Source organism: Roseobacter sp. CCS2 (assembly GCF_000169435.1).
Classification (GTDB): Bacteria; Pseudomonadota; Alphaproteobacteria; order Rhodobacterales; family Rhodobacteraceae; genus Yoonia.
The window spans coordinates 139,599-162,771 of sequence record NZ_AAYB01000001.1 but is presented as its reverse complement, the minus strand read 5'-3'; the positions used below and the strand labels follow the sequence as shown (position 1 = coordinate 162,771).

At 56.2% G+C, this 23,173-nt stretch carries 28 protein-coding genes; 10 read left to right on the top strand and 18 right to left on the bottom strand.

The features are described 5' to 3' along the window. Positions 1-37 precede the first annotated feature (37 nt). The gene (locus RCCS2_RS00900; RefSeq protein ID WP_008230591.1) at positions 38-1,156 is read right to left on the bottom strand and encodes a beta-ketoacyl-ACP synthase III; all 1,119 of its coding nucleotides are present in this window, start codon (positions 1,154-1,156) and stop codon (positions 38-40) included. 73 nt (positions 1,157-1,229) lie between these two features. On the opposite strand from RCCS2_RS00900, the gene RCCS2_RS00895 reads away from it, so the two are divergent. Then, positions 1,230-1,763: a BrnA antitoxin family protein gene (locus tag RCCS2_RS00895; RefSeq protein ID WP_232204214.1), complete on the top strand. Its 534-nt coding sequence runs from the start codon at positions 1,230-1,232 to the stop codon at positions 1,761-1,763. Positions 1,764-1,788: 25 nt separating this feature from the next. Here RCCS2_RS00895 and RCCS2_RS17775 read toward each other — a convergent pair whose 3' ends face one another. After that, on the bottom strand, positions 1,789-2,514 hold the full coding sequence (locus RCCS2_RS17775; RefSeq protein WP_008230589.1) for a hypothetical protein: 726 nt from the start codon (positions 2,512-2,514) through the stop codon (positions 1,789-1,791). Between the two features lie 42 nt (positions 2,515-2,556). Then, positions 2,557-5,886, bottom strand: coding sequence for a carbamoyl-phosphate synthase large subunit (gene carB, locus RCCS2_RS00885; protein ID WP_008230588.1), 3,330 nt, complete (start codon positions 5,884-5,886; stop codon positions 2,557-2,559). Between the two features lie 184 nt (positions 5,887-6,070). Between carB and aspS the strand changes: the two genes are divergently transcribed. Further along, complete coding sequence (gene aspS / locus RCCS2_RS00880) at positions 6,071-7,924, top strand: aspartate--tRNA ligase (protein WP_008230587.1); 1,854 nt, start codon at positions 6,071-6,073, stop codon at positions 7,922-7,924. Here the strand turns inward: aspS and RCCS2_RS00875 are convergent. Next, positions 7,921-8,634: a response regulator gene (locus RCCS2_RS00875; RefSeq protein WP_008230586.1), complete on the bottom strand. Its 714-nt coding sequence runs from the start codon at positions 8,632-8,634 to the stop codon at positions 7,921-7,923. The genes aspS and RCCS2_RS00875 overlap by 4 nt on opposite strands. Before the next feature lie 127 nt (positions 8,635-8,761). On the opposite strand from RCCS2_RS00875, the gene mce reads away from it, so the two are divergent. Further along, a complete protein-coding gene (gene mce, locus RCCS2_RS00870) occupies positions 8,762-9,166 on the top strand; it encodes a methylmalonyl-CoA epimerase (RefSeq protein ID WP_008230585.1) in 405 nt (134 codons plus the stop codon). A 63-nt stretch (positions 9,167-9,229) separates the two neighbouring features. Beyond that, a complete protein-coding gene (locus RCCS2_RS00865) occupies positions 9,230-9,517 on the top strand; it encodes a DUF1467 family protein (RefSeq protein ID WP_008230583.1) in 288 nt (95 codons plus the stop codon). Here the strand turns inward: RCCS2_RS00865 and RCCS2_RS00860 are convergent. The 4 genes from RCCS2_RS00860 to RCCS2_RS00845 form a co-directional block, all read right to left on the bottom strand. Next, positions 9,504-10,193 (bottom strand): EI24 domain-containing protein, encoded by a 690-nt coding sequence (locus RCCS2_RS00860; RefSeq protein WP_008230582.1) that lies wholly within the window; start codon positions 10,191-10,193, stop codon positions 9,504-9,506. The genes RCCS2_RS00865 and RCCS2_RS00860 overlap by 14 nt on opposite strands. Next, positions 10,190-10,768, bottom strand: a complete 579-nt coding sequence (locus tag RCCS2_RS00855; protein ID WP_008230581.1) for a nitroreductase family protein — start codon at positions 10,766-10,768, stop codon at positions 10,190-10,192. Before RCCS2_RS00855 ends, RCCS2_RS00860 begins: the two co-directional genes overlap by 4 nt. A gap of 101 nt (positions 10,769-10,869) precedes the next feature. Continuing rightward, on the bottom strand, positions 10,870-11,967 hold the full coding sequence (locus RCCS2_RS00850) for a class II histone deacetylase (protein ID WP_008230580.1): 1,098 nt from the start codon (positions 11,965-11,967) through the stop codon (positions 10,870-10,872). A 65-nt stretch (positions 11,968-12,032) separates the two neighbouring features. Then, positions 12,033-12,266: a hypothetical protein gene (locus RCCS2_RS00845; protein ID WP_008230579.1), complete on the bottom strand. Its 234-nt coding sequence runs from the start codon at positions 12,264-12,266 to the stop codon at positions 12,033-12,035. 102 nt (positions 12,267-12,368) lie between these two features. On the opposite strand from RCCS2_RS00845, the gene RCCS2_RS00840 reads away from it, so the two are divergent. Continuing rightward, the gene (locus tag RCCS2_RS00840) at positions 12,369-13,079 is read left to right on the top strand and encodes a M48 family metallopeptidase (RefSeq protein WP_008230577.1); all 711 of its coding nucleotides are present in this window, start codon (positions 12,369-12,371) and stop codon (positions 13,077-13,079) included. On the opposite strand, the gene RCCS2_RS00835 is transcribed toward RCCS2_RS00840, so the two are convergent. Further along, positions 13,076-13,360 (bottom strand): CBU_0592 family membrane protein, encoded by a 285-nt coding sequence (locus tag RCCS2_RS00835; RefSeq protein WP_008230576.1) that lies wholly within the window; start codon positions 13,358-13,360, stop codon positions 13,076-13,078. The two genes, RCCS2_RS00840 and RCCS2_RS00835, sit on opposite strands and share 4 nt — an antisense overlap. Positions 13,361-13,508: 148 nt before the next feature. On the opposite strand from RCCS2_RS00835, the gene RCCS2_RS00830 reads away from it, so the two are divergent. Continuing rightward, positions 13,509-13,862 carry a GFA family protein gene (locus RCCS2_RS00830; RefSeq protein WP_008230574.1) on the top strand — a complete coding sequence of 118 codons (354 nt, stop codon included), beginning with the start codon at positions 13,509-13,511 and terminating at the stop codon, positions 13,860-13,862. Here the strand turns inward: RCCS2_RS00830 and trhA are convergent. Continuing rightward, on the bottom strand, positions 13,859-14,515 hold the full coding sequence (gene trhA, locus RCCS2_RS00825) for a PAQR family membrane homeostasis protein TrhA (RefSeq protein WP_008230573.1): 657 nt from the start codon (positions 14,513-14,515) through the stop codon (positions 13,859-13,861). The two genes, RCCS2_RS00830 and trhA, sit on opposite strands and share 4 nt — an antisense overlap. 119 nt (positions 14,516-14,634) lie before the next feature. Between trhA and RCCS2_RS00820 the strand changes: the two genes are divergently transcribed. Next, complete coding sequence (locus RCCS2_RS00820; protein WP_008230572.1) at positions 14,635-14,997, top strand: diacylglycerol kinase; 363 nt, start codon at positions 14,635-14,637, stop codon at positions 14,995-14,997. 116 nt (positions 14,998-15,113) lie between these two features. Here the strand turns inward: RCCS2_RS00820 and RCCS2_RS00815 are convergent, their stop codons facing one another. The 3 genes from RCCS2_RS00815 to RCCS2_RS00805 form a co-directional block, all read right to left on the bottom strand. Beyond that, positions 15,114-15,848 (bottom strand): hypothetical protein, encoded by a 735-nt coding sequence (locus RCCS2_RS00815; protein ID WP_008230571.1) that lies wholly within the window; start codon positions 15,846-15,848, stop codon positions 15,114-15,116. Positions 15,849-16,047: 199 nt separating this feature from the next. Then, a complete protein-coding gene (gene ettA, locus RCCS2_RS00810) occupies positions 16,048-17,703 on the bottom strand; it encodes an energy-dependent translational throttle protein EttA (protein ID WP_008230570.1) in 1,656 nt (551 codons plus the stop codon). 74 nt (positions 17,704-17,777) lie between these two features. Next, the gene (locus RCCS2_RS00805; RefSeq protein WP_037292960.1) at positions 17,778-18,626 is read right to left on the bottom strand and encodes an MBL fold metallo-hydrolase; all 849 of its coding nucleotides are present in this window, start codon (positions 18,624-18,626) and stop codon (positions 17,778-17,780) included. Between the two features lie 123 nt (positions 18,627-18,749). On the opposite strand from RCCS2_RS00805, the gene RCCS2_RS00800 reads away from it, so the two are divergent. Next, a complete protein-coding gene (locus RCCS2_RS00800) occupies positions 18,750-19,004 on the top strand; it encodes a DUF6455 family protein (RefSeq protein ID WP_008230568.1) in 255 nt (84 codons plus the stop codon). A 30-nt stretch (positions 19,005-19,034) separates the two neighbouring features. Further along, complete coding sequence (locus tag RCCS2_RS00795) at positions 19,035-19,331, top strand: hypothetical protein (protein ID WP_156788391.1); 297 nt, start codon at positions 19,035-19,037, stop codon at positions 19,329-19,331. On the opposite strand, the gene RCCS2_RS00790 is transcribed toward RCCS2_RS00795, so the two are convergent. From RCCS2_RS00790 to ppk2, 4 genes are read right to left on the bottom strand one after another with little or no spacing between them, the layout of a single operon-like run. Further along, entirely contained in the window at positions 19,328-19,606 is a 279-nt protein-coding gene (locus tag RCCS2_RS00790) for a hypothetical protein (protein WP_156788390.1), read from the bottom strand. The genes RCCS2_RS00795 and RCCS2_RS00790 overlap by 4 nt on opposite strands. A 2-nt stretch (positions 19,607-19,608) precedes the next feature. After that, entirely contained in the window at positions 19,609-19,893 is a 285-nt protein-coding gene (locus RCCS2_RS00785) for a hypothetical protein (RefSeq protein ID WP_156788389.1), read from the bottom strand. Between the two features lie 39 nt (positions 19,894-19,932). After that, positions 19,933-20,553, bottom strand: coding sequence for an MFS transporter (locus tag RCCS2_RS00780; RefSeq protein ID WP_008230564.1), 621 nt, complete (start codon positions 20,551-20,553; stop codon positions 19,933-19,935). A 44-nt stretch (positions 20,554-20,597) separates the two neighbouring features. After that, entirely contained in the window at positions 20,598-21,464 is an 867-nt protein-coding gene (gene ppk2, locus RCCS2_RS00775) for a polyphosphate kinase 2 (protein ID WP_008230563.1), read from the bottom strand. A 143-nt stretch (positions 21,465-21,607) separates the two neighbouring features. On the opposite strand from ppk2, the gene RCCS2_RS00770 reads away from it, so the two are divergent. Next, entirely contained in the window at positions 21,608-21,844 is a 237-nt protein-coding gene (locus RCCS2_RS00770) for a hypothetical protein (protein ID WP_050770763.1), read from the top strand. Positions 21,845-21,881: 37 nt separating this feature from the next. Here RCCS2_RS00770 and RCCS2_RS00765 read toward each other — a convergent pair whose 3' ends face one another. Beyond that, positions 21,882-23,015, bottom strand: a complete 1,134-nt coding sequence (locus RCCS2_RS00765; RefSeq protein ID WP_008230561.1) for a sulfotransferase family protein — start codon at positions 23,013-23,015, stop codon at positions 21,882-21,884. Positions 23,016-23,173: the final 158 nt, after the last annotated feature.

Sequence of the window (23,173 nt, the reverse complement as noted above, 5' to 3'; positions counted from 1 at the left end):
GCCCGATGGCGATCGTCGTCTTCATGTGTTCAGCCCTCTAGGCGCGTTCCACGATTACCGAACCAACGGAATATCCTGCCCCGAAAGAGCAGATCAATCCCTTATCGCCCCGTTCCATGTCACTGGAATGTTTGGAGAAAGCGATGATGGATCCAGCGGATGAGGTGTTGGCGTAATCTTGCAGGATATTCGGCTGCTCGTCCGGTTCCGGCTTACGGCCCAAAACCTTTTTGCCGATAAAATCATTCATTGTCTTATTGGCCTGATGTAACCAAAGGCGGCGCAGGTCGGTGGCGGCGATGCTTTCTTCAGCCATGTGATCGGCGATGTGTTTGCTGACCAGCGGCAGCACCTCTTTGAACACCTTACGCCCGTTTTGCATGAACTGCATGTCGCGGCGGTCTTCCATGTGGTCCTGTGTGCGGCGTAAGTAGCCGTTATTGTTGCGGATATTGTTGCTGAACTGGGTGGCGCAACGGGTGGAGAGCACTTTGAAATGCGGCGCTGTCAGGTCCTCATCCCGTTCCAGCAACGTCGCCGTCGCCACATCGCCAAAGATGAAATGACAGTCGCGGTCGCGCCATTCCAGATGGGCGGAACAAATCTCAGGATTGATCACCAGCGCGCGGCGGATGGAGCCGGCGCGGATCATGTCGGCGGCCGTTTGAATACCGAAAGTCGCACTGGAACAGGCGACGTTCATATCAAATGCAAAGCCACCTGCACCCAGAAGCTGTTGAATTTCCACGGCAATTGCGGGATAGGCGCGTTCCATATTAGAGGCCGCACAGATCACCAGATCGACGTCAGCGGCATCAACACCAGCGGCAGCCAGCGCTTTTTGCGCGGCATCCACGCCAATCTCGGCCATGTAGCCCGGTTGGTCATCGGGGCGTGCCGCTAGACGGGGGAACATGCGCGCGGGGTCAAGAACGCCTTCTTTATCAAGGACATAGCGGCGCTCAATCCCGGATGCAGCCTCGATGAATTCGCTGGACGAATGGGTCTTCGCCGCAACCGTGCCTGCCGCAATCGCATCGGCGTTTTCGGCATTCCACAGGTCCGCGTAGCTGTTGAAGGCGGCGACCAATTCGTCGTTTGTGATAACCTCGGATGGTGTGAAAACCCCGGTTCCTGTTATGGCGACGTTGTGCATGCTGGCCCCTCAAATTGGTCCGGTTACACTAGGGGGAAGGGGGCGGTAATGTCCACCGGAACGCGGCGTACACATGGCGTACACAACCCGTACACAACCCGTGCGCACGCTGTGTCATCACCTTGTTCACCCAGTCACGGCAATCTGGGCGGCAAAGGAGGACACCACGATGACCAATCCCAAAGACATGACCAAGACCCAGCGGATCCATTGGAGCTATGCGACCGACGCGCTGCGGATGATTGAATATGATCTGCATGCGACAGCCACGAAACTGCGGTGCATGCCCAAGGAATGGGATGAGATCTGGGAAGACTTCGACCGCCGCGATCCCAAGAAGATGCGCGTAACGATCCGGCTGGATGCGGATGTGGTGAAATTCTTCAAGGCGATGGGGGAAGGGTATCAGCCCCGGATGAACCGGGTGCTGCGGGCGTTCATGCACTACCGGCTGGCAGGAATTATCGACGGACCGGACACCACGGATTATGTGCTGCACCCCGAGCGGTTGGACCAGACCCGGGTCGAGCGGCCGGGCTGGGGCGGCTTGCAGAAGATGGAGGCGGAGTTGGACGAGAGAAGGGCGCGGTATTTGGCGGAAAGGTGAGGGTGGCTAAAGTTTGTAGGAGCGATCAATCGTCATCTTCACGTTTAGTAACTCCACCCGACCCCAACACTGTTATTGGCTCTCGATACAGCATATTCCAATTCACACCCGCTCGCTTAGCATCCCTTTTGAGCAGTCTTTCTTCTAGTATTCGGTTTTCTATAGCATATTGAGTAGTGATCTTATCAGCATTTCTATAATCCGTTTCTAGTCGCCCTATGCGTTCTGTCAGGTTTGAAATAATTTCGTCACGACTATCACCTGATTCTTCCAATGCGCTCATTCCAAGTGCCATGCTAACTGGCGTAGAAAAGTGATCCGGTGTTTCATTGGCTTTCATGACTTGGTTTTTGATCCGGTCAATACATTTCTTATGCGAGTGAGGATCATCGTGAACGTATTCGATCGTATTCTGATGTGAGTTATCAAAAGGAATTTCACCCATTTCGCTACTCATGTGAATAATTGGCTTTTGGAACGCATGGCGTATACCAATTTCATAAAATACGTTTGCGTTTAGACCGCTTAGGTCTGCGACGCACCAATCTGCTTCGTGAATACGCTTGATAATGCCAGGCGTAATTTGCCCAGCTTCATCAGCTTCATCGATACGCTCAATTTTGGAAAAACCTAACTCTGTAAACGCTGGCTTTATGATGTATTGAAGGCAGCAATCTGCCCGCCGTCTAACGTCAGACCCAATTGAGCCGATTGGTGAAATCACAAAGCAGGTTTTTTCTTGTTCTGTCATACAATATTCATAGGCCGAAGGGCGGGATTGGGAAAGGAAAACCTACCCCTGCAAGCTTCTCACCCCCACATCTCCCTCGACCCGTGCTTGCATCGCCAATACTGCCGCATGTGATGCCGCAGCTGTCGTGAAGTAGGGGATTTTATCGTAGAGGGCGACGGCGCGGATGTCGCGGCTGTCTTCGACCGCTTGGGCCCCTTCGGTGGTGTTGAAGACCAGTGCGATGTGCCCGTCTTTGAGCCGGTCGACGATGGTCAGTCCGCCTTCGTAGACTTTGTTGACGATTTCGCAATCAATTTCGTTTTCAGTGAGCCAGGCGGCGGTGCCCCGCGTGGCCACGATGCTGAACCCCAGTTTCAGCAGCATTTGCGCGGCTTCCAGCATGGCGTCGGTTTTGTCGGCGTCTTTGATCGAGATAAAGACGGTCCCGGCCTCTGGCAGTTCGGCGCCTGCGCCCATTTGCGCCTTGAGGAACGCGCGGGGGAAGGACCGGTCCCAGCCCATGACCTCTCCGGTGGACCGCATTTCGGGGCCGAGGATCGTATCGACGCCGGGGAAGCGGGCGAAGGGCAGAACGGCCTCTTTCACGCTGAACCATGGGGTGTGTGGATCGGCGAGCGTAAAGGCGTCGCCCATGGGCAGCACGTCCATCGGGTTTTCGGTTTCCGGGTAAGGGTCGCGCAGGGGGAAGTTCGACAGCGGTTCACCCGCCATCAGCCGTGCGGCGATGGAGGCGATGGCTGAATCAGTGGCTTTGGCCACGAAAGGCACGGTGCGGGATGCGCGGGGGTTCACCTCGATCAGATAAACGGTTTCGTCTTTGACGGCGAACTGGATGTTCATGAGGCCGACGACGTTCAGCGCTTTGGCGAGTTTTTCCGTCTGGCTGCGGATTTCCGCGATCATCGCGTCGGAGAGCGAGTAGGGGGGCAGGGAACAGGCGCTGTCGCCGGAGTGGACGCCCGCCTCTTCGATGTGCTGCATGATGCCCGCGACATGGGTGTTTTTGCCGTCAGAGAGGCAGTCGACGTCGACTTCGACTGCACCGGACAGGTAGCTGTCGAGCAGGACGGGGCTGTCGCCCGACACGACCACGGCGTCAGAGATATAGCGGCGCAGCTGGTCCATATCGCGCACGATTTCCATGGCGCGGCCACCCAACACGAAGGACGGACGGATAACGAGGGGGAAACCGATGCCTTCGGCGATGTTCAGCGCCTCTTCGTCGGTAGAGGCGATGCCGTTGTGCGGCTGCTTGAGGCCCAGTTTCTGGACGAGCTGCTGGAAACGCTCGCGATCTTCGGCCAGATCGATGCTGTCAGGCGTGGTGCCAAGGATCGGGATGCCAGCGTCGTTCAGCGCGTTGGCCAATTTCAGCGGGGTCTGCCCGCCGAATTGCACGATAACGCCGTGCAGGGTGCCATTGTCTTGTTCAACCCGCAGGATTTCCATGACGTGTTCGAATGTCAGCGGCTCAAAGTACAGGCGGTCAGAGGTGTCGTAATCGGTGCTGACCGTCTCGGGGTTGCAGTTGATCATGATCGTCTCGTACCCCTGATCGGTCAGGGCGAAACAGGCGTGGCAGCAGCAGTAATCAAACTCGATCCCTTGGCCAATCCGGTTTGGGCCACCGCCGAGGATGACGACCTTTTTGCGGTCGCTGGGACGCGCTTCGCATTCCGCGTCGCCCATCACGGGGGTCTCGTAGGTGGAATACATATAGGGTGTTTGCGCTTCAAATTCAGCGCCGCAAGTGTCGATCCTTTTGAACACGGCGGTGACGCCAAGGTTGTGGCGCGCGCGGCGCACTTGATCTTCGTTGCGACCCGTCAGGATGGCCAGGCGTGCGTCAGTGAAGCCCAGCATTTTGACAGCGCGCAGCCCATCTTCGGTGACGGGCAGGCCATTTTTGATGATGTCGGCTTCGGCGTCGATGATTTCGCGGATACGGGCCAGGAACCATGGGTCGAATTTGGTAACGGCGAAGATATCGTCGTCTGACAGCCCGTGCCGCATGGCTTGGGCAATCACGCGGATACGGTCGGGTGTTTGTTTAGCCAGCGCTTTGGTGATTGCCGCTGTGTCTGGTGCGCCGGGGATGTCGATGTCGTCGAAACCGGTCAGGCCTGTTTCCATGGACGCGAGCGCCTTTTGCATGCTTTCGTGGAATGTGCGGCCAATCGCCATCGCTTCGCCTACCGACTTCATTGCAGTGGTCAGATAGGGTTCAGAGCCTGCGAATTTTTCAAACGCAAAGCGCGGGATTTTGGTTACGACATAGTCGATTGTGGGTTCGAACGATGCGGGTGTGACGCCGGTGATGTCGTTGTCGAGCTCATCCAGCGTGTACCCAATCGCCAGTTTCGCGGCGATCTTGGCAATCGGAAAACCGGTTGCTTTGGACGCCAGCGCAGAGGAGCGGGAGACGCGCGGGTTCATTTCGATCACCACCATGCGCCCGTCATCGGGGTTCACGGCCCATTGCACATTGGATCCGCCCGTTTCGACCCCGATTTCGCGCAGCACGTTGATGCTGTGTGTCCGCATGATCTGATATTCTTTGTCCGTCAGCGTCAGCGCGGGGGCGACTGTGATGCTGTCGCCCGTATGCACGCCCATGGGGTCCACGTTTTCGATGGCGCAGACGATGATGGCGTTGTCGGCACGGTCGCGCACGACCTCCATCTCGAATTCTTTCCAGCCCAATAGCGATTCATCGACAAGGATTTGGCCGACGGGAGACGCGTCCATCCCCGTTCGGCAGAAATGTTCGTATTCTTCGCGGTTATAGGCCACGCCACCGCCTGTGCCGCCAAGGGTAAAGGCGGGGCGGATGATGGCGGGCAGGCCGATGTCTTCCAGTGCGTCCAGCGCGATTTTGACGCCTGTGTCGAGGTCTTGTTTGCCGTCCACTTCGGGGGCGGTGACAATGGTGGCTTTGGGGTTTTCGATACCCAAACGGTCCATCGCTTCGCGGAACAGTTTGCGATCTTCGGCCATTTCAATGGCTTCGCGCTTGGCCCCGATCATTTCGACATTGAATTTGTCCAGCACACCCATGTCGGCTAGCGCGAGCGACGTGTTCAACCCGGTCTGGCCGCCCATGGTGGGCAACAGCGCATCGGGGCATTCTTTTTCGATGATTTTGGCGACAATTTCGGGGGTGATCGGTTCGATGTATGTCGCATCTGCCAGCCCCGGATCAGTCATGATCGTGGCTGGGTTGGAGTTGACGAGGATGACGCGGTAGCCTTCTTCGCGCAGCGCTTTGCAGGCTTGGGCACCGGAGTAATCGAACTCGCACGCCTGTCCGATAATAATGGGGCCCGCGCCGATAATCATGATCGACTGGATGTCGGTGCGCTTTGGCATGGCAGTGCCCCCTTATTTGCAAATTGTCGTGGGTTATAGGGATGGCGCGTCCGGGCGCAAGGTATTGTGGCGGATTTTGCAGCTTTGGCCGAGAGTTTTTTGAGCAAGATGATGAGGAATGGTTGACTTCGCCTAGGCAAAGGGGTGTATCGGGCCGACCATTTGACCCTTTGAGGATATACTCATGCATGCTTACCGCAGCCATACCTGTGCCGATCTGACCGCCGCCAATGTGGGCGATACTGTCCGTCTGTCGGGCTGGGTCAATCGGGTGCGCGATCATGGTGGGATCCTGTTTATTGATTTGCGCGACCACTACGGGATCACACAGGTGCTGTGTGACCCGGATTCTGCGGCCTTTGCCGATGTGGAAAAGGTGCGGTCTGAATGGTGCATTCGCATTGATGGTGAGGTGAAGGCGCGTGATCCGGAACTGGTAAACACCAAGCTGCCCACCGGTGAGGTTGAGGTGTTTGTGCGGGCCATTGAAGTGCTGGGTGCGTCAAAAGAACTGCCGCTCATGGTGTTTGGCGATCAGGAATACCCTGAGGAAACCCGCCTGAAGTACCGCTATCTGGATCTGCGCCGTGAGGCGATGCAGGACAACATGAAACTGCGGTCTGACGTTGTGGCCTCTATGCGGCGGCGCATGTGGGACAGTGGGTTTCGTGAATATCAGACGCCGATCATTACGGCGTCTTCCCCAGAAGGTGCGCGCGATTTTCTGGTGCCATCCCGTTTGCATCCCGGCAAGTTTTACGCCCTGCCGCAGGCCCCCCAGCAGTTCAAGCAGCTGATTATGGTGTCGGGCTATGACAAGTATTTCCAGATTGCCCCGTGTTTCCGCGATGAAGATCCGCGCGCAGACCGTTCGCCCACTGATTTTTATCAGTTGGATTTGGAGATGTCCTTTGTTGAGCAGCAGGATGTATTTGACACCATCCAGCCTGTGATTACAGGGATTTTCGAAGAGTTTGGTGGCGGCCGGAAAGTGGACCAAACTTGGGAGCAGATTTCGTATCGTGACGCCGCCCTGTGGTATGGCAGCGATAAGCCGGACCTGCGCAACCCGATTAAGATGCAGGTTGTGTCAGAGCATTTTGCGGGATCGGGTTTTGCGATTTTTGCCAAGCTATTGGAGCAAGAGGGCACCGAGGTGCGCGCGATCCCGGCCCCCACCGGTGGGAGCCGCAAGTTTTGTGACCGTATGAACGCCTTTGTCCAGAAAGAAGGGTTGCCCGGGATGGGGTATATCTTTTGGCGTGAAAAGACCGCCGATGCGGTGGCGCAAGAGTTGGGCATTTCGGTGAAAGAGGCGCAGGCCAAGCTGAAATCAGGCGAAGTCGAAGGCGGTATGGAAGCGGCAGGGCCGCTGGCCAAAAACATCGGGCCGGAGCGGACCGAGGCTATTCGCCAGCAGTTGGGTCTGGGTTTGGGCGATGCGGCGTTTTTCCTTGGTGGCAAGCCGAAGGCGTTTGAAGGTGTGGCCGGTAAGGCCCGCAATGTCATCGGCGATGAATTGGGTCTGACGGATCAGAACCGTTTTGCCTTTGCGTGGATCGTGGATTTCCCGATTTACGAACAGGACGAAGAAACCGGCAAGATTGATTTTGAGCACAACCCGTTCTCGATGCCGCAAGGTGGGATGGCCGCACTTGACGGTGATCCGCTTAAGGTTTTGGGCTATCAATATGATCTTGCGTGCAACGGGTACGAGTTGGTGTCTGGCGCGATCCGGAACCACCGTCCCGAGATTATGTTTAAGGCGTTTGAACTGGCCGGTTATGGTAAGGACGAGGTTGAAAAGCGTTTTGGCGGCATGGTCAACGCGTTCCAGTACGGCGCGCCACCCCACGGTGGTTGTGCGGCCGGTATCGACCGGATCGTAATGTTGCTCGCGGATGCATCCAACATCCGCGAGGTTATCATGTTCCCGATGAACCAGCGTGCCGAAGATTTGATGATGGACGCCCCAAGCGAGCCGCAGAACGAACAGTTGCGCGAATTGCGCCTGCGCGTCCTGCCGCCTGAAAGCTAAAGCGGCCCACTTGCCGCGATGCGTGTTTGTACCAATTGCGTCAGCGCGACGACACCTGCATCAGGGTTGTCGCCTGCGCGCCGCAGTTTGCTAAGGTTTTCGACCGCCGCGTCAAGGTCATGGTCATGCGCGCTGCGCGCGACACCGCTCAGGAATTGTGTGACATAATCAAGCGCGCCATCGTCATTGGTGTCGTCAAGGACTTGCGCAATATGGTTCAGGTCATCGCGATAAGCGATCAGATCAGGGCGGATGGTTTCATCATTCACGCTGCGCGGGGATGGGGGTTGCCGATCCTTCGGTAGGTGCTCCAGAATGGCTGTTTGAAAGGCCAAAAGACTTTGCACTGGTTTGGTAACAAAGCCATCTGCGCCAGCCGCCACAACATCGGCGTTGTGGTCTTCACCACTCATCCCCAGCACGACTTCGATCCTTGGTGTCGCCTCTGTTGCCGTGCGGATAAGCGAGAGGCCAGAGCCGTCGGGCAGCCCGACATCGACCAACAGCACGGTTGGCCGATAGATCGCAAGGTGCCGTCGTGCATTTTCAAGGCTATCTGCGCGCCTGATCCGCGCGCCAGAGCGCAGGCACATCAAGCGCACCGCCTCGCTTGCGAAACGGCTGTCTTCAACCACCAGCACAGTCAGGCCCAGCAGCGGGCGGCGTGCAGTGGGTGCACGGGTGAACATCAGGCCGTCAAGCGTTTCCATGGCGATTCTTCCCTTTTTGGCAGCGAGCCCCATTGAAACCACCGCAAGGTGAAGAGGACGTTAACCGCATCGTCCGTTGCACCCGCCCCACCCAAACGCCATAAAGCGCAAAACAGGAGAAACGCTTATGATTGGTCGCCTTAACCACGTTGCAATCGCTGTCCCTGATCTGGAAGCAGCAAGCGCGCAATATCGCACCATGCTGGGTGCCGACGTGGGCGCGCCGCAGGATGAGCCGGATCATGGCGTCACAGTTGTGTTCATCAATCTGCCCAATACCAAGATTGAATTGCTGTATCCACTGGGCGAAAGCTCTCCGATCCGGGGGTTTCTGGATAAGAACCCATCAGGCGGCATTCATCATGTGTGTTATGAAGTGGACGACATTCTTGCAGCCCGCGACCATTTGCTGGCAGAAGGCGCACGCGTACTTGGTGGCGGTGAGCCAAAGATCGGCGCGCATGGTAAGCCTGTGCTGTTCCTGCATCCCAAGGATTTTAATGGCTGTCTGGTCGAATTAGAGCAGGTTTAACCCCTTGTCTGAACGCCTATTCAGCGTATCTGAAAACCATCGGTCTATATAAGGAATACCGCGTTGGGTCCTGTATCCGCAATTGTCCTGTTTGCTGTCATCTGGACGGTCGTATTTTTCATCGTGCTGCCCTTGCGCCTTGAGACACAGGGCGAGGCCGGTGAAATTGTGCCCGGCACGCATGCATCATCGCCTGCGAACTTTAATATCAAGCGGAAGGCCAAGGTGACCACCCTATGGGCCTTTCCGATCTGGGTTGTGATTGCCGGGACAATCCTGACCGGTGCGATTACGATCCGCGATATTGACTGGTTTGAACGCATGTCGACACCAGAGGTCAGCCGCGACTGACCGCGTGGTAAAGGTGCGTAAAGGTCGCCGCCCCTAGTATTGGAATGATCAGGTTGATCAGTGGGAATGTCAGCGGAACGGCCATAAGGCAGCCTGCGAGCCAGATTTTCATGCTGTGTTGTTTGCGCAGGTCTTTTGCCGCCGCACGCCCGATACGCCGCATGGCGGCCAGTTGAAAATATTCCCGCCCCAGCAAGTATCCGTTCAACGCATAGAAGATGAAAATCGCAGCAAAGGGGAAGATGATGTAAAGGATGAAGGCAAAGATATTTGCGGCGATCAACACGCCCAGAAAGTTCACCGTATCGCGCAGCCCATCCCAAATTGTCAGATGCGGCACGTCTGGCAGGCCGGTAAAATGCTTGTCCTCAACCGCTTGTGCCACTTCGTCCAGGAAAAGTGATGTGATCGCCGACGCCACAGGCACCATAAGAAAAATCGACATCAATATGACAAGTCCGAGTGAGCCCCATCCCAACAGGTCACCAACCCATGTGACTTCGCCGACGCCCGGCAGTGTGATGGGGTCGTCTGTCAGCCATTCGATCAGCCACAGCAGCAAGGCATAGATACCCACCAAAAGGGCAATCGTCAGGGCAATGCCCCGCCATAGCACACTGCGAAAGCGGCGGTCCGGCAGTTGCGCGACCGCTTTAAGAAAAGACGCAAGGATCATGCGTCAACCCACGTTGTGATGGCGTCCAGTTGCGGGCGTGGTCTTTCGGGGGGTGCATTTGTTTCGGTACCAAGGTGGATGAAACCGGCGACGGTTTCATGTTCTGACAACCCCAGACCTTCAGTGACAAAGCGCCGGTCATGGCTGGCCCAGCCAGATAGCCAATTGGCGCCCCAGCCAGCGGCCAGCCCAGCATTGACCAGCGCCAAGCAGACGGCCCCCGCTGAGTAGACCTGTTCGATCCGGGGGATTTTCTCGGACGGTTTTGGGCTGCTGATCACGGCCACAGCCAGATCGGCGTTGCCGAATTGGTCCTGCGCCTTGGTCATCTTGTCAGGATCAATGCTCAACGCGGCCCCGCGTCCCGGCACCATCTGGGCCAGTCTTGCCAGCGCTGGTTTGGTCAGCACGATAAAGCGCCAAGGTTCCAGTTTGCCATGGTCGGGCGTGCGTGCGGCTGCCGTTAACAGCGTCTCAAGCGTTGCGCGATCAGGGACCGGTGTTGTCAGTGTTTTGGCGGGCCGGGACCGGCGGGTCAGCAGAAAATCGAGTGCAGCGGGGTTGGGTACAGGCATGAGCGTCCTTTCAGTTCCGTTTCAGATATGCACGCACAGGCATCCCCGCAATATAATTGTAAATCAGCCGCGCAGAATGACAGGTTGCGGCATGGCGGCTGTCAGAGTTCCGCTTCCATTTCTGCCAGCCAGCTGTCGAGAAACGCATCAAAACGGGCGTCAGGTTGGCGCAGTGGAAAAACCTCTGCGAATGGATCAGGGGCTGTGATCGCGCTGCCCACCATTTCCTGCAGCACGTTATGGCCGCAGAAAGGTACGTAGGTTTCTGAATAACCACCTTCGTGCACCATCAACAGTTTGCCTGCGCAAACGTCCTGCGCCAGCGCCATGACCTGCCGGGTCATCATAGTAAAGGTTTCAGCCGTAGCCAGCATGCGGCCCAGCGGATCGTTGGCAGCCGCATCAAAACCGCATGCGATGATCAGAACGTCAGGCGCAAAGTTGCGGATGGCGGGCAGGGCCAAACGCTGCATCGCAGCCAGATAACCACTGTGGCCAGTGCCGGGCGGAAGCGGGATGTTAAGGTTGAAGCCTGCGCCATTGCCCTTACCACGGTCGGCAAATGCGCCTGTATCCATGGGATAATTGCGTTCTTGATGCAAAGATACTGTCAAAACATCAGACCGGTCGTAGAACACGGCCTCTGTCCCATTGCCGTGATGCACATCCCAATCCAGCACGGCAAAGCGCTGGGCAAGCCCTTCAGCCTTTGCCGCCTCAATCGCGATACCGATGTTGTTGAGCAGGCAAAACCCGTTTGGATAATCGGGCAGGCAATGGTGGCCGGGCGGGCGCGACAGCGAATAAGCGTTGCTGACCTCACCTTTCAGTACGGCTGCCAAGGCGGCCTTTGCCAATCCTGCTGACTGGGCCGCGACTTCGTACCCGCCGGGCCCAAAGGGGGTGCGCCGCCCCAGTTCACCACCGCCTGCATCAGACAGCGCCTTGAATTCATCCAGATAATGGGCCGGATGCACACGCAAAAGATCTTTGCGCGTTGCGGGATCGGCACCTTGCATCGCCAATTCGGCTGCAAGCCCGGTCACTTCAATCAGGTTTTTTAATCGCCGTTTGGTTTCGGGGTTTTCGGGCAAACCACCGTCAAGCGGCTGCACCAACCCGCCAACAGGCAGCATGCCAGCATAATGTCCCCCACCATGCCAAAAGCATGTCTCATCCCAGAAAAAACCTGTCGTCATGCGCTGCACCCATCTTCTCATGTTCTAAAATACCTCCGCCGGAGGCTCCTTACGCGTCAAAACGCTCAGCCTTTGCGCAGTTGATAGATACCTTCGGGCAAATCCAATGCCGCCTCCAGATCGCGCAACTGCGTCAGGGATAGTGTGATCCGCACCACTTCATCCGTGCGCGGGTCGACCTGTGCAATCGTGACGCAATCATCAAAGGCGTTGATGATGACATCTTCTTTCAGCGGGGCTGTGCCTTCGTCGACCAAGGTCACAACGGTGGCGTCATAGTCGTGTTCGATTGTAAACATAAGGCCGACCCTAGCCATGGTTTGCGCATCACGCAATCAAGGCTGGAAGCAGCAGCTGAAAATGCTAGTTTAATGCTGAAATATATCAGAGTGGGGTGGCCTATGCGTTTGTTGCCAATTGTTTTCATGCTTGTTCTGGGGGCCTGCACGCCGGTGGTTGTCGACCAACCGGGCGGGGCACCTGCGCCAGCCCTTCAGCCAACGCAAGACACGCCCCCGCGGCTGTCACAGCGGCAGGCCATTAACAACTTTGAATTTGTCGTGCGCCGGGTAGAGCCTGTTGCAGAACAGTTCTGCCGGGCCCGGTCGCAACAGGAAAACTGTGATTTCAGGATCGTCGTTGACGATCGCCCCGGTCAGGGGGTGAACGCGTTTCAGACCCTTGATCGCAGTGGTCGTCCAATCATTGGCTTTACCGTCCCACTGATTGCCGAGGCGCGCAACCGCGATGAGCTGGCATTTGTGATGGCCCATGAGGCCGCCCACCACATTCGCGGCCACATCGCCCAACAGCAGCAAAACGCGGCCTTGGGCGGGCTCTTGATTGGTAGTCTGGCTGGCGCATTGGGGGCCACAGATATCGAAGGTGCGCAGCGGCTTGGCGCGTCTGTCGGCGCGCGCACCTATTCCAAGGATTTTGAGCTTGAGGCAGATGCTTTGGGTACACAAATTGCGGCAGCGGCTGGGTTTGATCCGTTGCGCGGGGCAGATTTCTTTTTCCGCATTCCTGATCCGGGGGACCGTTTTCTGGGGACACACCCGCCAAATGCGGATCGCCTGCGGACGGTAAGACGGGTTGCGGCGGGGCTTTAGTATTGAAGCTGCGCTTTGGTTTGATGCCTTGCGCGCAAACGGATCAGGATCGCCACACCGGAACTGAATATGAAAAATATCTGGATCAGGGCTGACGCCAGATTGAAGGCCGTCGTCAGCCCAATCAACACCAGTGCGGCGGCAGCCAGATTAACGGCAAAATAACGGATGCTGTCTGATTTGACACGCTGCAGTGTCAGCATGGTGTAATTCAGGACGTAAAGCCCGAAACCCGCGACACCAAAAGCGTCAAACAGGGTTTTATCTGTCAGATCGACCATTTAACAAACTCAACTTATGAACAAAAACTGCATAGATCAGGCGAAAATTGCCTTGCAGGTGGCGCTGTGACACCATGACGTGACCCTAGGGAAACTGTGCTAATCTGTCAGGTCAGGCTTTCCATACCACTGACCAAGAGGCGTATTCATGATCATTGGAACCTGCCACTGCGGTGCAGTGCGCTATGCGTTTGATCACAAACCCAAGTGGACGACATCCTGCAATTGTTCGATATGTCGGCGGCTGGGGGCATTGTGGATATACGCCAAGATACCGCTGATCACAGTGACAGGGCAGACGACCGGATACACCCGCGATCAAAAATCGCTCGCTTTTCATCACTGTGTGATTTGTGGCTGCACAACCCATTGGGAAAACCTGGCTCCGGACAGCGCTGAGCCTTATATGGCGGTAAACCTGCGACTGGCCGCCCCGGATGTTGTTGCGTCCGTTCCGGTGCGGCGCTTTGATGGTGCTGAAACCTGGGCGTTTCTGGATTAAACCATTGCCATGGTCGCAATGGCGATCGCTGCAAAAAAGCAGGCAGATGCCGCCACAACGAACCCATGCCAGATCGCGATGGAAAACTTCATCGTTTCGCTGGCATAAAACGGCACGCCAGCCGTATAAAGCAACCCGCCCACCGCCATCAGGATCATCGCAGAAACGGGCACAATCGGCCAAAGCGACCAAATCAGCGCAAGGCTAAGCCAGCCCATAATCAGATAAAGCGCCGGTCCAAACCGCCCCGGCGTGCGCCAGAAAAATAGCTTGAGCACCATGCCGATGACGGCCAGCCCCCAGACAACCGCAAGGACAGCATAGGCAAACCCACTGCCGATCATGACAACGAGTGGCGTATAGGTGCCCGCGATCTTGAGGTAGATCGCAGCATGATCAAAGCGGCGCAGAATAGGACGGATCCCTTCCCAGGGGGTCATGTGGTAAAAGGCCGACGCCACAAAAGTGGCGATCAGCGTGGCACCATAAACCGATATGGCAGCGACCTGTCCCGCAGTCGCGTGGCCCGAGGACCAGACGATCAGCACAATTGCACCCGTCACAGCGCCCAGCACACCCACGGCATGCATGGTGCCATCCGCGATGCGTTCAGACCGGGCATAGGTGGGATACATGGCGGTTTCCTTTGTCATATACCTGAACGGTAGCGACATCACAGGGCCGGTCAAATGTTTCGTAGGGTCAGGTCAGATCCTTGGCAGTCTGGGCCGGATCGCTCACAGTCGGCTGAAACTGCGAAAGGTGGGTAAAGATGTGGCAACAAATTCTGCGGGTGCGGCAACGGGCGATCTGGTCCTGGGACGGGTTTGTCCATGTTTACAAAACCGAAGGATCATTGATGCAATGGCTGGTCGCAAATGCGGTTTTTGCAGTGCTGGCCTTTGCGCTGCCGCTAAGTGCTGGCGAACGTGGGATGTTGCTGATGGGTGGGATCATCGTACTGGCCACCGAATGCATGAACACCGCGATTGAGCGGGTTGTGGATGATATCGGGACGGAAAAACGCGATGCGGCCAAGCAGGCCAAAGACTGCGGATCAGCGGCCGTGGCAGTGACGGCGATTGGTGTGGGGGTGGCTTGGGTGTGTGTGCTGGTGGGGTTGGTTTTGCGATAACAGAACAAGGCGAGGTCTGGAGATTGTCTTAAGATCTGCTTTGCGGACTTTACGGACATTGATGCAATAACCACCAAGGTCTGCATTTAGATATTCCGGATCGGTTGAACAGACAACTAGCGGAAACGATCTAAGACTTTTCGGAACATGCCTTGCCCTTTTGGGGTCGCTGCCGCTCTTGGGCGCCCAACCATGTACGGCGTTGGGCGTGGTCCATTCTTGCGATCCCCTTTGCGCACCACCCAAGTGAACTTCTCTTCGGCTGCCCATCTTGAGGCCATGAATTCGTCGGTCCACCCAACTCTCAAGGTTCCTTCATCTGGGGTGATGTAACGCCTGCTAGTAACAACCCCTGTCGACAATATTTTCTCTTCTGCCGTTTCCCATTCCATCAGATCAAACGCAGGACCACAATCAACCGCCGACATAATGGTTTCGTGCAGCGTATGCGTTATGAGCGCCTCCTTAATCGGAAAACCCATATCGAACAGTTGCTTGCCGGGGTAGGGTGTATCGCCAATTTCGAGATCAATCGACGACCAAAGCGTATCGGTATCGGGCATTTGCCCAGCAATCCAGCAGCCTTGATTTTCGGATATCAAAATTACACTGCCATCTTCTCTTTGGATCAACTCCTCGACAGAAGTGATAATGTCCTGTGCTGCCAATGGAGAAGGCAACTCGTCTATGTGAAAAAAACCAGTATCGCGGGTCAGCTCTCCAAATCGTCTGTAAAACTCGGCAACGTCCGGTCGTAGCCATGGTGGTAAAGGACCATCCCAAGCAAGATCCTTAGATGCGCATTCATACCAGCGGACTAGAAGCCGCTCGAGTTCATCGTAGCTGTTCATGAAGTCAGCCTAAGCCAAACATTCGACTTTGCAATGACATGACGACGAGTGGAATTGGTATTGCCGCCATTCGTGCGCCACGCAGCATCGGTCATAATGGGCTCAAACCAGACATTGGTAGTCGGCCGCAAGCCGATGCAGACACCCGGAAAACTCCCGAATAAAAATGTCGCCAACTTCGCAAAAACGCGGCGGCGCCCTACCGCACAAATTTCTTATGCTTCATCCGCTTCGGCTCCAGCGCATCCGCACCCAACCGCGATTTCTTGTCTTCTTCATAGTCGGTGAACGCCCCTTGGAACCACTCCACATGCGCATCACCTTCGAAGGCGAGGATGTGTGTGCAAATCCGGTCCAGGAAAAAGCGGTCGTGGCTGATGACCACGGCGCAGCCTGCGAAACTGACCAATGCGTCTTCCAGCGCGCGCAGCGTTTCAACGTCCAGATCGTTGGTCGGCTCATCCAGCAACAACACGTTACCGCCGGATTTCAGCAGTTTGGCCATATGCACACGGTTGCGCTCACCACCCGACAGCAGCCCAACCTTCTTTTGCTGATCACCACCTTTGAAGTTGAACGCCGAGCAATAGGCGCGGGAGTTCATGGAGGCGTCGCCCAGTTCGATAATCTCGGCCCCGCCGCTGATTTCTTCCCAGACGGTTGTGTCCGGGTTCAGCGCATCGCGCGATTGATCGACGTAGGACAGTTTGACGGTTTCGCCGTATTCTACGCTGCCTTCATCGGGTTCGGCTTGGCCTGTCAGCATGGAGAAGAGGGTGGATTTACCCGCACCGTTGGGCCCGATCACACCGACAATACCGCCGGGGGGCAGGTCGAATGTCAGGTCCTCGATCAAGAGCTTATCACCCATGGCCTTTTTCAGACTGTCGACTTCGATCACCTTGGACCCAAGGCGCGGGCCGTTGGGAATAATGATCTGGGCGCGGCCCATCTTCTCTTTCTCGGATTGGTTCACCAGATCGTTGTAGGCGCTGATCCGGGCTTTGGATTTGGCTTGCCGCGCTTTCGCACCTTGCTGCATCCATTCCAATTCGCGCGCCAGCGTGCGTTGCTTGGATTTGTCGTCCTTTGCTTCGCGTTCCAGGCGTTTCGCCTTGGCTTCCAGCCAGCTGGAATAGTTGCCTTCATGCGGGATGCCGGACCCGCGGTCCAATTCCAAAATCCAGCCAGTGATCGCATCAAGGAAATAGCGGTCGTGGGTGACGATCAGGATTGTCCCTTTGTAATCAATCAGGTGCTGTTGCAGCCACGCGATTGTTTCGGCGTCCAGGTGGTTGGTCGGTTCGTCCAAAAGCAGCATATCGGGCGCATCCAACAGCAACTGGCACAGGGCAACGCGGCGCTTTTCACCACCAGAAAGTGTGGTCACATCAGCATCATCTGGCGGGCAGCGCAGCGCCTCCATCGAGATGTCGATTTGCGCGTCGAGATCCCAGAGGTTCTGGCTATCAATCTCATCCTGCAGTTGCGCCATCTCGTCAGCGGTTTCTTCAGAATAGTTCATCGCGACTTCGTTATAGCGGTCCAAAATTGCTTTTTTATCAGCCACGCCGAGCATGACGTTTTCGCGTACCGTCAGGTTTGGGTCCAGTTCCGGTTCCTGCGGCAAGTAGCCGACACGCGCGCCTTCTGCCGCCCATGCTTCGCCTGCGAAATCCTTGTCCTGACCGGCCATGATCCGCATCAGCGTGGATTTACCGGTGCCGTTCACACCAACAACGCCGATTTTCACACCGGGCAGAAAGTTCAGCCTGATGTTTTCAAAGACCTTTTTCCCACCGGGATAGGTTTTGGACACGCCGTCCATGAAGTAGACGAATTGATTGGCAGCCATGAGGGGACGCTCCGCTAAGATCAGGGTTTTGCCCTAGATAGCGGTGGTGCGGGGCAGGGGCAATGCGTTGCGTATCACAGCGTGATTTTCATGCCGTCTTTGCCAAGCCAAAGTGGGCCATCCCAGTGTTTGCGCACTTCTGCTTCCCAATGTTGATCCGTGAAGTCAGGGTCGCCATCAGGCACAAAATGGTTGAGTGCCAGTTGTTTGACGCCTGCATCTTTTGCAATGCGCCCGACGTCCGCGGCATCCGTGTGGCTGCGCAGGATATGCGTGCGCAGGCGTTCGTCACCGTTGGTCATACGCGCGCAAAGCGCCTCGACCCCGTCGCGCAGCATGGCTTCGTGAACAAGCAGGTCTGCGCCTTTGGCGAAAACGGCCATTTCAGGCATATAGGCGGTGTCGCCAGAGATGACGATGGCTTTGCCGCCGGTTTCAAAGCGCAAGGCGAATGTGTCGGTGATGGGCGGGTGCAGATTGCGCATGCTGTGCATGATGATGTCGCCAAACGTCATCTGATCTTGGATCACTTGAATATCAGCAAGGCCGTTGAAATCGCAGCGCCCTTCGTCACGCACACGCAGGTCAATGTCAAAGCGCATGCTATCTTGAAACCCGGTCCAGTAGGCATCCAGCCCTGTTGGTCCGATAACGGGGATTGTCCGGTTCAACCCCGCCGTCCAGGCGGTATGAAAAAACGGACCCAGTTCGAGGTAATGATCGGAATGCAGGTGGGTGATCACGATCAGATCAATCTGGGTCAAAGCTGTGCCTTGGTCGCAGATGCCACGCGTAACACCAAGGCCTGCATCAATCAGGATCGTTTTGTCCGCCAGCTTAAGCAGCATGGATGTTGGCATGTTAGAGCCTGGCCTGATAGCGGGGCCGCCTTTGACGCCAAGAAGGGCCAAACTGTCTGACATGGGTATGGTCCTTTGCGGCGCCGTTTGGAAAGACATAACGCCGAAATGCCGACTTGATCTAGCGCAAAGTATCGTGCGAGCGCGGGTGCTATCACCCCATCATCCGCAACCGGAGGATCAAAGATGCAAACCCTAGGCGACGCACGCGCACACTTTTGGCGGGTCATCAAAATGGCCAAAGCATGTGAGGTCGATCTGTCCACGGCGTTGGACGAAGACAAGATCAACATCGCGCAATACGCTGATATGATCACCGGTTGTCAGGGTTGCACCCAAGTCGCCAGATGCGACCGATTGCTGGCTGAAGCGGCGCAAGTTGACCAGGCACCAGACTATTGCGTGAACCGTGCGACCTTTGGGCTGTTGCGTGGCGGCTAAACACCCGCGATAAAACGCGCCATGATAACGATGTTACTTGAATTCGCGATTGGCATGCCGTTGCTGTACTTGTTTGCCGGTCTGCTGCGCTTTGAAGCACTGCCAGACTGGTTGGTGTCCGCGCGGGTAGAGGGCCGGAGGGGGCCGTATTTCCTAGCAACCTATATTGCTCTCGTTGCGACTATCCCGGTGTTGTATTTTGGCGGGATTTACATCCGTGAAAATGATGTAGGCTCAAGTTTTCTTGTTTTGTTGGCGGCCTGCCCGTTGGCCTTTGGCTTGAAGTATCTTTTGCTCAAGTTGGCTCACGTTCAGTATCACGACTAGTTTTCATCGTTGATCCGGGCGGCGGTCATGTAGACTGTCCCTGCGACAAAGATGACAGCGGCCATCGCCGCAAATGCGACGCGGTGCTGATCAGGTGTCGCCAAGCCCCTCACGGCGCCAACATCCAGAATGGCACCAAAACCCAGTTGCATGATCGGAATAGCCGCCACTGATACCAGCGACAGCAATGTCGACGCCCGCCCCAGCATGTTGTCCGCGACGCTGTTGCGCATATGGGCGCCAAGCGGGATGTAGAATTGCTGGCTGAACACCATGATCACCAAAAGTGCGATGGCAGGCTGACAGGCGGCTGCTTGAGGATTGCCAATGTAAAGAGGCTGATGGCTGAGGCGATGAAAGCGGCGCAAATCAGCGCCCGTCGCGACGCTGCATAATGATCCAGCAAACCAAAAGTGTAACCAGCAGCGACCGTTGCCGCGAAAAGCAACAAAAGCACAGCCCCGGCTTGGCCCGCGGACAGACCCGCCACATCCTGCAAAAATGGCCCACCCCATAACCCGGTAATCGTAGTGATCGGCGCATAGGTGACGGCACCAAGCACCAATATCTTGAGAAACTCAGGCTGGCGGAGCAGGGTGACCTAGCCGCCTTGTGCCGTCGTCTGGTCTTGACCGCCAGCGGTGGGCAGGCCGGGGCGGACGACGCGGAAAACCAGCGCTGCCAGTACCAGCGTGAAACCGGCCACACCGCCAAAAACCAACCCCCAAGGCAGGCGCTCTAGCGCGACAGCAAGCGGGTAGGTGCCTAAAAGGCCACCGATGCCGCCCAAGGTGACAACAAGGCCACTGACATAGCCAAAATCCCGCGCCGTGAAATTCCGGGCGATGATCACATGGGTCGCGGCCCCCATCGCTGCCAGACCGATCCCGATCAGGACCCGCGATAGCAAGGCCAGATCAAAGCTGGGCGCGATAGCGAAAACACCGGTGCCGATGGCAATGATCAGAACACAGAAGCCCAAAACAACGCGTGGCCCCGCACGGTCAAGCGCCACGCCAAAAGGCACCTGCACGGCAATTGTCGCAAAGAACATTGCCGAAACCAGACCCCCGACCGTCGCAGCGGACAGCATAAACCGGTCCATCAGGATCGGTGTAAACACCCCACCGGATGCACGGTGGAATTGACCAAGCGCAAAGATTGCCACGCAGACGAAAAGGACGACGATTTGTTGTCGCGTGAAAGACTGCTGCGTGGTCATGCGTTGGTTAAAGCCTAAGCGGTATCAGGCAGCAAGCCGCCCCTTTATGCCTTCACCCGCCGCGTTTCGGGATGTAGCGCTGTGCCCAGAATATGATCGGCCTTGTGAATGACCTTTTTGGCACTGCCCACAATTTCAGGCTGGGGGGCTTGGGCAATCGCGTGATCTTTGCCGGGGTAGTCCAGTGTCGACAGGAAATGGCGCATGCAGTTCAGGCGCGCCCGCTTTTTGTCGTTGGATTTCACCACGGTCCAGGGGGCATCGGCGGTATCAGTGTAGAAAAACATCGCCTCTTTGGCTTCGGTATAGTCTTCCCATTTATCAAGGCTGGCCTTGTCGATGGGGGATAGTTTCCACTGTTTCAGCGGGTCCGTTGCGCGGGCGTCAAAGCGGTGTTTTTGTTCGTCCTGCGTGACTGAGAACCAATATTTGTAAAGCCGGATACCAGAGCGGGTGAGCATCCGTTCCAACTCAGGCGTTTGCCGCATGAATTCGAGGTATTCTTCCGGTTCGCAAAACCCCATCACACGTTCAACACCGGCGCGGTTATACCAGCTGCGGTCATAAAGAACCATTTCGCCCGATGTGGGCAGGTGATTGACATAACGTTGGAAATACCATTGTCCGCGCTCTTCATCGGTCGGTTTGTTCAGGGCCACGACGCGCGCCGCACGCGGGTTCAGGTGTTCGGTAAAGCGCTTGATCGTGCCGCCCTTACCAGCCGCATCGCGGCCTTCGAACAGCAGAACAAAGCGCTGACCGGTTTCCTGCGCCCAAAGCTGCACCTTCAGCAATTCGGCCTGTAATTCGGCTTTTTCGGCCTCATAAGGGCGGCGCGCCAGTTTAGCGAGTTTGGCAGGTTGGCGCGACCGGCGGGGTCTTGGCTTTGTCTCAGCGGCGGTGTCTTTCATGTCCCTCTCCTTGCTTTGGTTGACGTCAGTCTAGCAAAATAGGGTTTCAGCGCCTTGATGTGGGTCAAGGGGTGCGACAGCCAGACAGTTGATAAATGGGGGCGATGGGCTAACATTCTGTTATACACCAACCGTAGGAGGACATGATGCGTCTCACAATACTTGCTCTCGCGATGCTTCCAGCCACAGCATTCGCCCAAGAAACCAATGTACCTGCACCGACCGCACCTGTTGCCCAATCGCAAAGCTGCCCTATTGGCATGGCTTGGAGCGATGCCGCCGGCGCCTGCGCCGAAGCCGTGGACAGCGCATCACCGATGAAAGGTCTGCCCGGTCAAGGTGGCTGCAACCATGGCGCTGCGCGGGAAGTGATGTCCTAAAACTCTTTACGATCCGGTGACGATGGCCTGCACAGCATTACGTTTTGCCGGTTAACTTCCGTAAGCGTCGTATTGGCAGTGTCAAGACGCGTCTCAGTGTCCGCACGGGCTGCTTGCCGGCTTTTTTGAATTTTCGGCCTGCCGACAGCAGTGGAGCTATGTGTGGTGATGGTACGCTTCGCCGGAGTTGTTGATATCGCGTTTCGTCAACATGGCACAGCGCACGAACAGAACGCAGATCACTCAGCGTGCGATGATCAGCGGCAGGGTCGGCGTCCGGGGGCCTAAACTGAAGACCAAATGTGGTCTCTAACCAATCAAGATCCTGATGCGCTTCAAAGATCATTCTTGCGACGCCTGGCCTGTATTTTGGGCGTGTCTTGCCCGGCAGGTCGTTGTCAGCATGCATGACAAGCCTTGCAGCCTCTCTGTAATGCTGCCTGTAATAGTGAAGCTTCGAGGTCAATTGTTTTTGTCGGAGGTGATCTAAAATCACCATGGCTTCGGCTGAGATGGATGTGTTCTGATCTGTCTGCGGTCTTGTGACCGCATGCAACGCTTCAGGCGTTAAGTGTTTGACAAAAAAGTCAGTTACGATGTCACCACCATGCATCTTATCACGATCAAATGGATGAACATGTAAAAACACGCCGTTGACATTGAGATAGGGTTCAAGTGCGTTGCGGTTATGGCTGCCTTTGCGGGGCTCACCCGGCAATGCGCCGTGTTTGAGACTTTGTTGATGCAAAGAGAGGTAGTGATCGGCCGGAGATCTGATGTAGGCCACGAAATGGAGTTCGTCTGCATAAGGTTTGAGTTCAGCGATGAACGCGTCGACATTGCCGAAACTCTGTGCGCCAAACAGGTTTTCGGCGCTAATTATTGTTGTTCGGGGGTGGTGGGTCTGCATCTCGAAAAGGATATTTTCCCATGCAATTGCCCCTTCGGCCAGCACCGCGCCCTGATTTTCGCGATGTTGTTCTTTGATATGGAATTGCGCTGCCTCATAGCCAAAAAAATGCGACGCTACATGCGCATGGTTGTTGCCTGCAATCGGTAAAGGATACAGTATACCTTCTTCAAGAAGCACTTCGCGCGATAGCAGCAGTGCGCTTTGCAGGGTGGTCGTGCCAGTTTTAGGCTGGCCGATATGAACGATGAGGCGTCGCAAGTGGTTCTTCCTTCCCATGCATGAGATCAGCAACCTCGCATGTTGTCATCGTGTTGATGAAGAGGCAACATCTGGCGCGCATTGTGAAACCCACAGAGCGCTGGCACCCGTACTTATGCCGTTTTGATGACCTGTTGTGCTATTTGCAAGGCTGCGGA

What these genes read in the sequence shown, in the direction of transcription:
- RCCS2_RS00900 (WP_008230591.1), bottom strand. Translation starts at nt 1,156, where the DNA reads ATGCACAACGTCGCCATAACAGGAACCGGGGTTTTCACACCATCCGAG.
- RCCS2_RS00895 (WP_232204214.1), top strand. Translation starts at nt 1,230, where the DNA reads ATGGCGTACACAACCCGTACACAACCCGTGCGCACGCTGTGTCATCAC.
- RCCS2_RS17775 (WP_008230589.1), bottom strand. Translation starts at nt 2,514, where the DNA reads ATGACAGAACAAGAAAAAACCTGCTTTGTGATTTCACCAATCGGCTCA.
- carB (WP_008230588.1), bottom strand. Translation starts at nt 5,886, where the DNA reads ATGCCAAAGCGCACCGACATCCAGTCGATCATGATTATCGGCGCGGGC.
- aspS (WP_008230587.1), top strand. Translation starts at nt 6,071, where the DNA reads ATGCATGCTTACCGCAGCCATACCTGTGCCGATCTGACCGCCGCCAAT.
- RCCS2_RS00875 (WP_008230586.1), bottom strand. Translation starts at nt 8,634, where the DNA reads ATGGAAACGCTTGACGGCCTGATGTTCACCCGTGCACCCACTGCACGC.
- mce (WP_008230585.1), top strand. Translation starts at nt 8,762, where the DNA reads ATGATTGGTCGCCTTAACCACGTTGCAATCGCTGTCCCTGATCTGGAA.
- RCCS2_RS00860 (WP_008230582.1), bottom strand. Translation starts at nt 10,193, where the DNA reads ATGATCCTTGCGTCTTTTCTTAAAGCGGTCGCGCAACTGCCGGACCGC.
- RCCS2_RS00855 (WP_008230581.1), bottom strand. Translation starts at nt 10,768, where the DNA reads ATGCCTGTACCCAACCCCGCTGCACTCGATTTTCTGCTGACCCGCCGG.
- RCCS2_RS00850 (WP_008230580.1), bottom strand. Translation starts at nt 11,967, where the DNA reads ATGACGACAGGTTTTTTCTGGGATGAGACATGCTTTTGGCATGGTGGG.
- RCCS2_RS00845 (WP_008230579.1), bottom strand. Translation starts at nt 12,266, where the DNA reads ATGTTTACAATCGAACACGACTATGACGCCACCGTTGTGACCTTGGTC.
- RCCS2_RS00840 (WP_008230577.1), top strand. Translation starts at nt 12,369, where the DNA reads ATGCGTTTGTTGCCAATTGTTTTCATGCTTGTTCTGGGGGCCTGCACG.
- RCCS2_RS00835 (WP_008230576.1), bottom strand. Translation starts at nt 13,360, where the DNA reads ATGGTCGATCTGACAGATAAAACCCTGTTTGACGCTTTTGGTGTCGCG.
- RCCS2_RS00830 (WP_008230574.1), top strand. Translation starts at nt 13,509, where the DNA reads ATGATCATTGGAACCTGCCACTGCGGTGCAGTGCGCTATGCGTTTGAT.
- trhA (WP_008230573.1), bottom strand. Translation starts at nt 14,515, where the DNA reads ATGACAAAGGAAACCGCCATGTATCCCACCTATGCCCGGTCTGAACGC.
- RCCS2_RS00820 (WP_008230572.1), top strand. Translation starts at nt 14,635, where the DNA reads ATGTGGCAACAAATTCTGCGGGTGCGGCAACGGGCGATCTGGTCCTGG.
- RCCS2_RS00815 (WP_008230571.1), bottom strand. Translation starts at nt 15,848, where the DNA reads ATGAACAGCTACGATGAACTCGAGCGGCTTCTAGTCCGCTGGTATGAA.
- ettA (WP_008230570.1), bottom strand. Translation starts at nt 17,703, where the DNA reads ATGGCTGCCAATCAATTCGTCTACTTCATGGACGGCGTGTCCAAAACC.
- RCCS2_RS00805 (WP_037292960.1), bottom strand. Translation starts at nt 18,626, where the DNA reads ATGTCAGACAGTTTGGCCCTTCTTGGCGTCAAAGGCGGCCCCGCTATC.
- RCCS2_RS00800 (WP_008230568.1), top strand. Translation starts at nt 18,750, where the DNA reads ATGCAAACCCTAGGCGACGCACGCGCACACTTTTGGCGGGTCATCAAA.
- RCCS2_RS00795 (WP_156788391.1), top strand. Translation starts at nt 19,035, where the DNA reads ATGTTACTTGAATTCGCGATTGGCATGCCGTTGCTGTACTTGTTTGCC.
- RCCS2_RS00790 (WP_156788390.1), bottom strand. Translation starts at nt 19,606, where the DNA reads ATGGTGTTCAGCCAGCAATTCTACATCCCGCTTGGCGCCCATATGCGC.
- RCCS2_RS00780 (WP_008230564.1), bottom strand. Translation starts at nt 20,553, where the DNA reads ATGACCACGCAGCAGTCTTTCACGCGACAACAAATCGTCGTCCTTTTC.
- ppk2 (WP_008230563.1), bottom strand. Translation starts at nt 21,464, where the DNA reads ATGAAAGACACCGCCGCTGAGACAAAGCCAAGACCCCGCCGGTCGCGC.
- RCCS2_RS00770 (WP_050770763.1), top strand. Translation starts at nt 21,608, where the DNA reads ATGATGCGTCTCACAATACTTGCTCTCGCGATGCTTCCAGCCACAGCA.